Origin of the sequence: Kitasatospora sp. NPDC056181, assembly GCF_042266225.1 — a bacterium.
In the GTDB taxonomy this organism is placed as follows: Bacteria; Actinomycetota; Actinomycetes; order Streptomycetales; family Streptomycetaceae; genus Kitasatospora.
Map to the genome: position 1 here is coordinate 67,698 of NZ_JBHJUK010000026.1, position 10,819 is coordinate 78,516.

11 protein-coding genes and 1 pseudogene are annotated in these 10,819 nt (G+C 74.8%); 3 read left to right on the top strand and 9 right to left on the bottom strand.

Going from position 1 to position 10,819, the window contains the following annotated elements; genetic code table 11:
* Positions 1-651: 651 nt before the first annotated feature.
* The 9 genes and pseudogenes from ACFC1F_RS13290 to paaA form a co-directional block, all read right to left on the bottom strand.
* The gene (locus tag ACFC1F_RS13290) at positions 652-1,929 is read right to left on the bottom strand and encodes a kynureninase (protein ID WP_376157864.1); all 1,278 of its coding nucleotides are present in this window, start codon (positions 1,927-1,929) and stop codon (positions 652-654) included.
* On the bottom strand, positions 1,926-2,891 hold the full coding sequence (locus ACFC1F_RS13295; RefSeq protein ID WP_376157867.1) for an alpha/beta hydrolase family protein: 966 nt from the start codon (positions 2,889-2,891) through the stop codon (positions 1,926-1,928). Before ACFC1F_RS13295 ends, ACFC1F_RS13290 begins: the two co-directional genes overlap by 4 nt.
* Entirely contained in the window at positions 2,884-3,720 is an 837-nt protein-coding gene (locus ACFC1F_RS13300; RefSeq protein ID WP_209412445.1) for a tryptophan 2,3-dioxygenase, read from the bottom strand. Before ACFC1F_RS13300 ends, ACFC1F_RS13295 begins: the two co-directional genes overlap by 8 nt.
* A 19-nt stretch (positions 3,721-3,739) precedes the next feature.
* Positions 3,740-4,513: an SDR family oxidoreductase gene (locus tag ACFC1F_RS13305; RefSeq protein WP_376157870.1), complete on the bottom strand. Its 774-nt coding sequence runs from the start codon at positions 4,511-4,513 to the stop codon at positions 3,740-3,742.
* A gap of 57 nt (positions 4,514-4,570) precedes the next feature.
* Positions 4,571-5,668 carry a 2Fe-2S iron-sulfur cluster-binding protein gene (locus tag ACFC1F_RS13310; protein ID WP_376157873.1) on the bottom strand — a complete coding sequence of 366 codons (1,098 nt, stop codon included), beginning with the start codon at positions 5,666-5,668 and terminating at the stop codon, positions 4,571-4,573.
* A gap of 6 nt (positions 5,669-5,674) precedes the next feature.
* Complete coding sequence (gene paaD / locus ACFC1F_RS13315) at positions 5,675-6,319, bottom strand: 1,2-phenylacetyl-CoA epoxidase subunit PaaD (RefSeq protein WP_376157876.1); 645 nt, start codon at positions 6,317-6,319, stop codon at positions 5,675-5,677.
* Entirely contained in the window at positions 6,316-7,116 is an 801-nt protein-coding gene (gene paaC, locus ACFC1F_RS13320) for a 1,2-phenylacetyl-CoA epoxidase subunit PaaC (protein ID WP_376157879.1), read from the bottom strand. The genes paaD and paaC overlap by 4 nt, the downstream gene beginning before the upstream one ends.
* 88 nt (positions 7,117-7,204) lie before the next feature.
* Positions 7,205-7,480: pseudogene (gene paaB, locus ACFC1F_RS13325) on the bottom strand (1,2-phenylacetyl-CoA epoxidase subunit PaaB); the annotation flags it as partial.
* Positions 7,477-8,529, bottom strand: coding sequence for a 1,2-phenylacetyl-CoA epoxidase subunit PaaA (gene paaA, locus ACFC1F_RS13330; RefSeq protein ID WP_376157881.1), 1,053 nt, complete (start codon positions 8,527-8,529; stop codon positions 7,477-7,479). The pseudogene paaB and the gene paaA, both read right to left, overlap by 4 nt.
* 386 nt (positions 8,530-8,915) lie before the next feature.
* Here paaA and ACFC1F_RS13335 point away from each other — a divergent pair, with 386 nt between their 5' ends.
* The 3 genes from ACFC1F_RS13335 to ACFC1F_RS13345 form a co-directional block, all read left to right on the top strand.
* Positions 8,916-9,164, top strand: coding sequence for an acyl carrier protein (locus ACFC1F_RS13335; protein WP_209412439.1), 249 nt, complete (start codon positions 8,916-8,918; stop codon positions 9,162-9,164).
* The gene (locus ACFC1F_RS13340) at positions 9,164-10,639 is read left to right on the top strand and encodes a class I adenylate-forming enzyme family protein (protein ID WP_376157889.1); all 1,476 of its coding nucleotides are present in this window, start codon (positions 9,164-9,166) and stop codon (positions 10,637-10,639) included. The genes ACFC1F_RS13335 and ACFC1F_RS13340 overlap by 1 nt, the downstream gene beginning before the upstream one ends.
* Positions 10,636-10,819 (top strand): hypothetical protein (locus ACFC1F_RS13345; protein WP_376157884.1); only part of this gene is annotated, 184 nt, incomplete at its 3' end. The genes ACFC1F_RS13340 and ACFC1F_RS13345, both read left to right, overlap by 4 nt.

A 10,819-nucleotide genomic window follows, 5' to 3' on the forward strand; every position in this document is an offset into this window, starting at 1 on the left:
GTCCCCGTCCGGCGTAGTACCGAGGTGCCGCCCCCACCGCGAGGTTCCGTCCCGGGTACCACCGTCCGTCCCTGCGCGGCCGCTAGCGTGATTGGCAGGACGACCGGTCGGCCACCGGGGCGAGCGTCGCGCCGAGGCGTCGGCCGGATCCCCCGGCACCCCGCGGCCGTCCAGGCCCGCGACCGGCACCACCGTCGAGGCATGCGGAGGGTGGCATGAACACTGTGACCTGCCTGACCACGAACGGCCACGGGCTTGCCCGGACCGTCCGGACGCCCGGCCCCGCTGTCACGTCCGTCGGGTGGGCGGCACGCGACGGACGGCCGATCCCGACGCCACCGCCCACGACCCGGCACATCCGCGGCCCGGCGACAGCGGCCACCTGGACCCTGAGGACACCGGTGCCGCCGCGGTGCCCGTGCCCGTGCTCGTCATCGGCCGGGGCGTCGGCCCCGTGGCCGGCTCCTCCGACCTTCTCACCGTGGCGACCCACGACCTTGTCGTCGTGGCGAGCCACCACCTCCTCGCCGTGGTGACCCGCGCGACGGTGAAGCCTCCTTCAGCCGTGACCCTGGTCGCCCGCGCACCGATCCCGCGCCGACCGGCCGCTCGGCGCAGGCCGGGACGGCCGTTCGGTCCACCGGCCGCGCCTCAGGTCACCACCGCCCGCCGCTCGGCCAGGTGCGGCCGGTGCGCGCGCCCAGCGGCGATCTCCTGCAGGGTGGTCATGGCGTGCAGCACGTCGGCGTGGGACACGTAGAGGGCGTTGACGCCGAAGCGGAGCAGGTCGGGGGCGCGCATGTCGCCGATCACCCCGCGGGCGGCCAGGGCCTGGACCAGGGCGTAGGCCTCGGGGTGGCGCAGGGCGACCTGGCTGCCGCGCCGGTCCGGTTCGCGCGGAGTGGCGGGGGTGAAACCCAGCGGGGCGAGCAGGTCGTCGGCGCAGTCGAGCAGGAAGCCGGTCAGCGAGAGGCTCTTGGCGCGCAGCCGGGCCGGGTCGACGCCGTCGAAGACGGTGAGGGCGGCTTCCAGCGCGAGCAGGGAGAGCATCGGCGGGGTGCCGATCCGCGCGCGGGCGATGCCGTCGGCGGGACGGTACTCCTCGCTGGGGTCGAACGGGTCGGCGTGGCCGTTCCAGCCGGTCAGCGGGTGGTCGAAGCCGGCCTGGTGGCGGTGGGCCACATAGAGGAAGGCCGGGGCGCCGGGGCCGCCGCACAGGTACTTGTAGCCGCAGCCCACGGCCAGGTCGGCGCCGAGCGCGTCCAGGTCGAGGGGCAGCGCCCCGGCGGCGTGGCACAGGTCCCACACCGTCAGCGCGCCCGCGTCGTGGGCGGCCCGGGTGACGGGCGCCGGGTCGGTCAGCGCGCCGGTGCGGTAGTCCACCGGCGCGCCGAGCACGGCGGCCACCTGCTCGCCCTCCCGGGACAGCAGCTCCGCCAGCGCGTCGGCCGGCACCGCACGGAGCCGGAGGCCGTGGAGCCGGGCGACGGAGGCGGCGAGGTACCGGTCGGTGGGGAAGTGGTCCCGGTCGACGACCAGCAGCGGCCGGCCGGGGCGGAGCCGGACCGCCGCGCTCAACGCGTTGAACAACTGCACGCTGGTGGAGTCGCCGACCACCACCTGCCCCGGGGCCGCGCCGATCAGCCGTCCGACCGCGTCGCCGACCCGCAGCGGGGCCTGCCACCAGGCGTGGTCGTTCCAGGAGCGGATCAGACCGGTGCCCCACTGCCGGTGCACCACGTCCGCCAGCACCGGCGGGACGGCCGCGGGAAGTGCGCCGAGCGAGTTGCCGTCCAGGTAGACGATGCCCGGCGGGAGCAGGAAGCGCTCGCGCAGGCCGGACAGCGGGTCGGCGGCATCCAGTGCGGCGGCCCGGTCGGCGAGGCCTTCGGCAGGTCGTTCGACGAGGCGTTCGGCGGTGCTGCTCACGTCGTGCTCCCCGCGCTCCCGACGGCCTGCCCGGGGCCGAACTCCGCTGCCAGTCGGTTCAGTTGCTCCGCGACCGCGCGGGCACCCGGCGCGCCGGGCTCGATCAGGGTGTAGTGGCCGGTGTCCGGCAGCACCACGACCTCCAGGTCCCGGTGGACGGCGGCGTAGTCGGTGAACTGACCCGGCGGCACCTCCTCGTCGACCGCCCCGTGCAGCAGGACCGTACGCACCCCGGTGGTGCCCGGCCCGCGCAGCAGGGTGACCGGGTCCACCAGCGGCAGCCGTTCGGGTGCGGCCTCCGGGCCGCCGAGCAGTTGCAGGGCCGCGTCCTCGCTGAGCCGGTCACGGATGGTGGCCTGGAGGTCGGTGAGCGGGGCCAGGGCGAGGATCGCGGTGGGCGGCTCGGCGCTGTGCCAGGGGGAGTCGGCCGGCAGCAGGGCGCGGGCCCCGGCCCACAGCGCCAGGTGCCCGCCCGAGCAGTGCCCGGCGAGGATGTACGGCCGCCCGGCCGGGAGGGTGTCCACGATCCGCGCGATGTCGTCGAAGGTCTCGGGGTAGCCGCCGGCGCCGCCCGAGCGGCGGAAGCCCGGCAGCACGGTGGTCAGCCCCTGCCCCGCCAGGTAGGCGGCGAACGGCGTCAGGTGCATCCGGTCGTAGCGCCAGTAGCCGCCGTGCAGCAGGATCACCAGGGGCGCGTCGTCGCGGCCGCCCTCGGCCGGCCACAGGTCGTAGACCTGGTGCGGGTGGTCGCCGTAGCGGCCGTGGACCGGGGCCAGCACCGGCCTGAGGCCGAGCACCCGGCGCTCCTCCTCGGCGGCGAAGGCGGAGATCGTCCTGCCGGTCGTCGTCGAGCCGGTGGCCGTGGTGGTGGTCGTCGTCGAGCCGGTGGTCGGCGTGGTGGTCGCGTCGGACATCGCGTCGGACATCGCGTCGGACATCGGGTCGGACATCGGGTCAGACATCGCTGCGCACCGTCCACAGCTCGGGGAAGACCTGGCGCCGCGCGCGGCGGTCCAGCCAGTCCAGCCCGGAGGTGCCGGCGCTGCCCGGCCTGGCGCCCATCGCGCGCCGCACCACCAGCAGGTGGTCGGTGCGCCAGCGTTGCACCAACTCGGCTATGTCGGTGAGCAGTTCGGCCAGCCGAAGGAGCGGATCGTGCTGCGGTCCGCGGTAGATCCGCCGCCACACGTCGACGACGCCCTCGTCCGGTTCGTAGGCCTGGGTGACGTCCCGTTGGAGCACGGCCTGCGGCACCTCGTGGCCCTGGGAGTGCAGGAAGTGCAGCACCTCGTCCCAGAGCGCGGGGGCGTGCAGGTGCTCGGCCAGCTCGGCGTGCTCCACCGGGTCGCCGCGGTGGGCGTCCAGGACCGCTCCGGACTTCTCGCCGAGCAGGAACTCCATCATCCGGTACCGGACGGACTGGGCGCCCGAGGCCTGGCCGAAGGCGGCCCGGAAGCCGTTGAAGCGCACCGGCGTCAGTGCGGCCAGCGGAGTCCAGGCGGCGTTGAGCGACAGGTGGGCACGGCGGCTGCGCTCCAGCGCGTCCAGCGCCGCCGGCAGGTCCTGCTTGGCGAACGCGTCGCAGGCCGCGCGCCACTCGTGCACGATCAGCTTGAACCACAGCTCCATCACCTGGGTGGTGACCAGGAAACCCATCTCGTCGGGCGCGTCGGTGAGCGGCTGCTGGAGCGAGCCGAGCACCGAGGCGTGCACGTAGTCCTCGTACGGCGAGGTGCCTGCGAAGACGGCCAGCTCGGCGGCGTCCTCGGGGACGGGCGTTTGGTTGATCATCTGTTGGGGCTCCAGGGTGTCAGAGGCCGAGGTGGACGCCGCCGGTCGCGTCGATCCACTGCCCGGTGATCCAGCGGGCGTCGTCGCCGGACAGGAAGGCCACCACGTCGGCGATGTCGGCGGGTGTTCCGAGCCGGTCGAAGACCGAGTGCGCGGCGAGGGCGCTGCGGATCCGCGGGTCGGCGAGGGTCGGATTGATCGCCGTCTCGGTGAAGCCGGGCGCGACGGTGTTGACGGTGATGCCGCGCGGGCCCAACTGCAGGGCCAGGGCGGGGGTGAGGACGTCCAGCGCGCCCTTGGTCATCGTGTAGGCGGCGATCGCGGGGTAGGCGATCCGGACGGCGCCCGAGGAGATGGTGACGATGCGGCCGCCGTCGCGCAGCCGGGGCAGCGCGCGCTGGAGGATGAAGAACGGTGCGCGGGTGTTGACGGCGAAGACCCGGTCGTAGTCCTCCTCGGTGACGTCCGCGATGGGCTTGGGCAGCGTGATGCCCGCGTTGTTCACCACGATGTCCACACCGGCCGGCGCGCCGAGCGCCGCCAGACCCCGGTCGAAGCCGTCCCAGACGGCCTCGGCGTCGCCCGGCACGCCGAGCTCGGCGCGCACAGCGAAGGCCCGGCCGCCGCCCGCCTCGATCTCCTTGACGGTGTCCTGTGCGGCCTGCTCGTCGTGGCCGTAGTGCACGGCCACCAGCGCGCCCTCGGCGGCCAGCCGCAGCGAGATCGCCCGGCCGATTCCGCGGCTGCCACCGGTCACCAGCGCGGTCCGGTCGGCGAGTCTGGTCGACGTCATGAATGGTTCCTCTCTGCGCCGGCCCTACCGGGGCCGGCGGTCGGGACGCCCGAGGTCTCAGGCGTCGAAGTCGAGTTCGACCGCATCCGTCTGCGGACGGGCGCGGCAGGTGAGCGTGTAGCCGGCCGCCACCTCGGCCGGGTCGAGCGCGTACTGGCTGTCCAGCAGCGCCGAGCCGGAGACCACCCGGGCGCGGCAGCTGCCGCACAGCCCGACCCGGCAGGAGTACGGTGCGTCCGGCCGGACCCGCAGGACCGCGTCCAGCAGCGTGCGGTCGCCGGGAAGCATCCGGGCGCCGGCGGTGTGGCCGCCGAGCCGCGCGGTGACCTGGACGCTGCGGCCGGCCGGCGGCACCGGAACCGCGGCGGGCGTCCCCTCGGGCGAGAAGAGCTCCAGGCGGATCTGCCGCTCGGCCGCGCCGGCCTCGGCGAGCGCGGTCCGGGCCAGCGTCACCAGGCCCCACGGCCCGCACAGGTAGAAGGCGGTGGCCGCGTCGAACTCGGTGCCCGGCGCGGACAGCAGGCGCCGCAGCCGGGCGCCGTCGAGCCGGCCGGAGAGCAGGTCCGCCTCCCGGCGCTCCCGGGAGAAGACCTGGAGCAGGGTGAACCGGCCCAGGTACGCGTCCTTCAGGTCGGCCAGCTCGTCGGCCAGCAACAGCGAGCCGGCGCCGCGGGCGGCGTACAGCAGTGAGACGCGGCAGTGTGGGTCGTCGCGCAGCGCGGCCGCGGCCATCGCCAGCAGCGGGGCGATGCCGGTGCCGCCGGCCAGCAGCACGTGGTGCGTGACCGGTGCGGCGGCCAGCTGGAAGGTGCCGGCCGGCGGGGAGACCCGCAGTCGGTCTCCCACCGCGAGCCGGGTCGTCGCGTACGCCCCGAAGCCGTCCGGACTCGCCCGCTTGACGATCAGCCGCAGCCGGCCGGGGTCGAACGGCGGCGGGCAGACCGAGTAGCAGCGCCGCAGTTCGCGTTCGCCCTGCCGGTGGCGGACCACCACGTGCTGCCCGGCGCGGTGGGAGAGGGCCTCGGCCAGCCGGTCCGGCACCGCGAGGGTGACCGCCACGGTGTCGTCGGTGAGGTGGTCCAGCCCGCTCACCGTCAGTGCGTGCCAACCCTGCGGCCCGGCGGGCCGGTTGGTTTCGTCGATCGTGCTCAGCACCTCGCCTCACCCCGTCCTGAACTGTGCGAACGTCTCGCGGCAGGCCGTGCACAGCAGGATCGCCTGGCAGCGGGTGGCCCCGAACGGGCTCAGCGGCCGGGTGGCCTGCGAGCCGCAGTGCGGGCAGGGCGGCCCGAGCGCCACCGTCACCACCTGGGCCTCGGCCCCGGCCGGGCGCCCCGGCGGGGCGATCCCGTGCTCGGCGAGCCGGCGCCGGCCCCGCTCGCTGATCCGGTCGGTGCTCCAGGCCGGGACCAGCACCCGGTGCACCCGGCCCGCCGGGTGGCCGGCCTCGGCGAGCACGTCGCGCACCGCCTGCTCGATGACCTCCATCGCCGGGCAGCCCAGGAAGGTCGGGGTGAGCTCCACCTCCGGCGTGCCGTCCGCGCCGATCCGGACCACGTGCACGATGCCCAGGTCGCCGAGGGTCACCACGGGCAGCTCGGGATCTGGTAACTCCTCGACGGCGGAGCGCAGTTCGGCCAGTTGCAGTGCGGCCGACCGGTGTTCGGCCGGTCGCTGGTCGGTCGGTCGCTGGTCGGTTGGGCGCCGTTCGGCCGGTCGCGGTCCGGGCAGTCGCCGTTCGGGCGGCCGCGACAGCGGTGACCCGGCGGCCGCGGAGCCCGGCCGGACCGGTCCCGGGCCGCTCACCAGGTACCTCCCGGGTACTGGCGGTGGACCGACTGGAGCTCGGCCAGCAACAGCCCGAACTCCTCCGAGTGGCGCCCGTCCCGGCCGCCGCCGGCCGACCAGGACGGCTCGGGCACGCGCAGGCCCGCCCGGGCCGCCACCTCGGTCACCTCGCGCTGCCAGCGCTCGCGCACCTTGTCCGGGGCGGGGACCAGGCCAGCCGCGTCCAGCCGCGCCACCGCCTCGTCCGCCTCGAACAACTCGGCGGCGTACGGCCACATCAGTTCCAGGCCGTGTTGCATCCGGCGGCGGCTCTCGGCCGTGCCCAGGCCCAGCCGGACCGTCCAGCCGTCGGCGTGCGCCCGGTGGTAGCCCACCTCCGTCGCGGCGCGCCCGGCGAAGGCGGCCAGCTCCGGGACGGCGCAGCCCGCCAACTCGGCGTAGTACAACCGCGCGTAGTGCGTGTAGAGCAGCTGGCGGGCCACCGTGACGGCGAAGTCGCCGCCCGGAAGCTCGGTGAGCAGCGTGTTGCGGAACTCGCGTCCGTCGCGCAGGTACGCCAGGTCGTCCTCGCTGCGGCCGGTGCCGTCCAGTCGGCCGCTCGTGGTCAGCAGGATCCGGGCGTGGCCGAGCAGGTCCAGTGCGATGTTGGACAGCGCCAGGTCCTCCTCGATGCTCGGCGCCCGGGTGATCCACGCGCACAGCCGCTGGGCCAGGATCAGGGCGTCGTCGCCGAGACCGAGCGCGCAGCGGGCCAGGTCGTGCTCCTGCGCCACCGTCGCCGCGGCGGCGGTACCGGCCGTCGTGTCAGCGGTCATGGCTCGTTCCCTCCGTGGACCTGGACGGCTCGGGCGACTTGGACGCCTCGGACGGCTGCTCGGACGGCTCGGACGCCTCGGGACCGCCCAGCGGCGCGTAGTGGCCGGGGTAGCGGTACGGCTTGTCCGCCGCGCCGGCGAAGTACGGGTCCTTCTCCTGCGGCGAGACCGCGTGCACCTGGTCCGAGCGGACCACCCAGAGGGACTGCGGTTCGCCGCGGCGGGCGAACAGGTCGCGTGCGGTGGCCAGGGCCAGCTGGTGGTCCGCCGCGCGGACCGAGCCGACGTGCTGGTGGGCCAGTCCGCGGCTTGCGCGCAGGAACACCTCCCAGGACGCCGACGGGCCGCCGTTCCCGCTGGTCATGCCGCCACCTCCGCCGTCTCCTCGCCGCTGCCGCGGCCCGCGTACGCCTCGGCGGCCTCCCGCACCCAGGCGCCGTCCCGGTGGGCGGCCTCCCGGTGCGCGAGGCGCCGCCGCGCCCAGTGGGTGCCCTCCGCCAGCGCCCGCCGGTAGCAGGGCCAGTCGACCGGGCCGAAGTCGTGGTGGCCGCGCTCGGGGTTCCAGCGGATCGCCGGGTCCGGCAGGGCCAGGCCCAGGCTCGCGGCCTGCGGCACGACCAGGTCCACGAAGCGCTGGCGCAGTTCGTCGTTGGTGTGCTGCTTGATGCCCCAGGCGATCGCCCGCCGGGAGACCGCCGAACCGACCGCCGCGCCCGCGCCGCCCGCCTCGGTGTCCGGTGGGCCGAACATCAACGCGACCGCGGGCAGCCACCAGCGGTTCACCGCGTCCTGGGCCATCCGGTGCTGCTCCGGCGTGCCCCGGCTCAGCGCCAGCAACTGGTCGTAGCCCTGCCGCACGTGGAACGCCTCCTCCTGGCAGACCCGCCGCATCGCCCGCGCGTAGGGGCCGTAGGACGTCCGGGTCAGCGGTGCCTGGTTGACCACTGCGGCGCCGTCCGTGAGCCAGGCGATGGCGCCGGTGTCGGCCCAGGTCAGCGCCGGGTGGTCGAAGGTCGCCGCGTAGTGCTGCTGGCCGCGGTGCAGCGCGTCCAGCAGGTCGGCGCGGTCCACGCCCAGGGTCTCCGCCGCCGAGTACAGGTACAGGCCGTGCCCGGCCTCGTCCTGCACCTTGGCCAGCAGGGCGGCCTTGCGGTGCAGGGTCGGCGCGCGGGTCAGCCAGGCGCCCTCCGGCTGCATGCCGATGATCTCCGAGTGTGCGTGCTGGGCGATCTGCCGGATCAGCATCCGCCGGTAGCCGTCGGGCAGCCAGTCGCGGGGCTCGACGGTCTCGCCGGCCGCCACCAGCGCCTCGAACTGCGCGAGCAACTCCCCGTCTTCCTGGCGCAGTTGCCCGCCCTGCTCGCCCTGCCCGGTGGCCGGCGCGTGCCGCGCCGACTGATGCCCGCCGGTCATGTTGGCCACTCCTTCAGCTCCCCTGCCGGTCCGGGCGCCGCCTCGTCGTGACCGGCGCCTCCGAAACAGAAAGAGGCGCCGATCGGCGCGGGCTATCCCCGGCGCCGCGGATCCGCGGGCGTGATGAAGGTCACGCACGGGGCGGGGAGTGCCGGACCCACGGCGTCCCTCCTTCCAGAGGTGAGGGCAGTGCCAGGAGCCACCGCCCGCGGCGGCCGCTCGACGACCGACGAGCGGCGCGGCGGACGGGCGCGGCGGCCGGCCCACGGCGAAGTGAACACGCGCGTGAAGTGAACACGCGCATGAAGTGAACACGCGCATGAAGTGAACACGCGCATGAAGCGATAACCGCATGAAGCGAACGAGCGCACAGTGAAAGGGAAACCATGAGCCTGATCAGGTCGATGCTGGTGGAACTGACCGGCACCTCGGAGTACACCGACGGGATCGGTGACGACGTCGACCTCGCGGCCAGCGGCATCGACAGCGGGGACCTGGTGCGTCTGGTCCTGCTCATCGAGCAGCGCACCGGCGTGGAGGTCACCGCCGAGGACATGGAGAAGCTCGCCACGATCGGCGACTACGAGCGCTTCGTCGAGGAGCGGAGCGCCGCCCAGCAGTCCGGCGGCGCGTGATGTGGCTCAGCCAGCTGACGGAACGCAACCGGCAGTGCTTCCCCGACCGGGTGGCGCTGGTGGACGAGCGCCGCTCGGTCACCTGGTCCCAGTTCCACGAGCGCACCGTCCGCCTCGCCCACGGGCTGGCGGCTCTCGGCATCGCCCCCGGCGACCGGGTGGTGGTGCTCTCGCTGGACCGCGTCGAGGTCCTTGAGACCTACTTCGCGCTGGCCCGGCTCGGCGCGCTGTTCGTGCCGCTCAACCACAGTCTCACGGTGTCCGAGGTCACCGAGATCGTGGAGCGGGTCGAGCCGACCGCCCTGATCGGCGAGACGGCGCTGCTGGAGCGCTTCGCGGACCTCCCGGTGTCGCGGCGGATCGCCCTGGACGAGCCGGCCTTCGCGGAACTCGGTGAGCAAGCAACGCAGTTCGAGCTGCCGGAGGTCGCGGACACCGACCCCGTCGCGATCCTGCACACCTCGGCCACCACCGGGCGGGCCAAGGGCGTCGTGGTCGACCAGCGGTCGTTCCGGGCCATCGCGCTCGGCTGGCTGGCCGTCAGCAGGCCGGCCGACGACATGGTGCTGGTCAACTGCTGCCCGCTCTACCACGGCAGCATGGTGGTCACGCTGACCTACCTGGCCGCCGGGGCCACCGCCGTGCTGATGCCCGGCTTCAACCCGCAGCGCGCGCTGGCCGCGGTCGAGACCCACCGCGCCACGCACATCTGGCTGGTCCCGCAGATGCTGCGCTTCATGCTGCAGGCCAAGGCCCTGGAACGCACCGAGCTCGGAACCCTGCGCGAGGTGATGTACGGCGCCGCGCCGATGCCCCCCGAGGTGTACGTGGCGGCCGCCGAGCGGCTGGGCTGCGGGTTCCGGCAGGTCTACGGCATGACCGAGGTCGGCGGCCCGTTCGTCACCCTCGGCCCGGAGGAGCACCCGGCCCCGGACGCGGTGGGCGAGATCGTGCCCGCCGGCCGGGTCGTCCCCGGCATGTCCGTGCGTGCGATCGGCGCCGACGGGCAGCAGGTGGCGCCGGAGGCGATCGGCGAGATCGTGGTCCGCGGGCCGGGCGTCATGCACGGCTACCTGCACAACCCGGACGCCACCGCCGAGATCACCACGGCGGACGGCTGGATCCGCACCGGCGACCTCGGCCGGATCGACCGGGCCGGCCGCATCCACCTGGTCGACCGCACCAAGGACCTCATCCTGCGGGCCGGGCAGAACGTCTACCCGTCCGAGATCGAACGGGCGCTGCTGCAGCACCCGGCGGTGCGGGACACGGCCGTGGTCGGCGTGCCCGACGCCGACTACGGCGAGGTGCCGCTGGCCTACGTGGTCGCCGAGGCGGGCACCGGTCGCGCCGAACTGCAGCGCCACCTGGCCGAGCGGCTGGCGCCGTACAAGCGCCCGGCGCGGATCGAGTTCATCGAGCAGGTGCCGCGCAATCCAGCCGGAAAGATCGTCAAGAAGCTGCTCCGGGTGTGACCGCGGAACTCACACGGCGGCAGGTCCTGGACGACCTGCCGCCGCTGCGTGCCGCACTGGCCGCCCGCGGCCTCTCCCTGGCCTGGGCCGTCGCCGAGGCCGACGCGGACGGCGACGCCGGACACGCGGACGTCACGCCCGCCGGCCCGGGCGAGGCACAGGCCGCGTCCGGGATGCCGC

Excerpts from the sequence above, each read along its gene's own strand:
- ACFC1F_RS13295 (WP_376157867.1), bottom strand. The coding sequence starts at position 2,891 with ATGTCTGACCCGATGTCCGACCCGATGTCCGACGCGATGTCCGACGCG.
- ACFC1F_RS13300 (WP_209412445.1), bottom strand. The coding sequence starts at position 3,720 with ATGATCAACCAAACGCCCGTCCCCGAGGACGCCGCCGAGCTGGCCGTC.
- ACFC1F_RS13305 (WP_376157870.1), bottom strand. The coding sequence starts at position 4,513 with ATGACGTCGACCAGACTCGCCGACCGGACCGCGCTGGTGACCGGTGGC.
- paaC (WP_376157879.1), bottom strand. The coding sequence starts at position 7,116 with ATGACCGCTGACACGACGGCCGGTACCGCCGCCGCGGCGACGGTGGCG.
- paaA (WP_376157881.1), bottom strand. The coding sequence starts at position 8,529 with ATGACCGGCGGGCATCAGTCGGCGCGGCACGCGCCGGCCACCGGGCAG.
- ACFC1F_RS13335 (WP_209412439.1), top strand. The coding sequence starts at position 8,916 with ATGAGCCTGATCAGGTCGATGCTGGTGGAACTGACCGGCACCTCGGAG.
- ACFC1F_RS13340 (WP_376157889.1), top strand. The coding sequence starts at position 9,164 with ATGTGGCTCAGCCAGCTGACGGAACGCAACCGGCAGTGCTTCCCCGAC.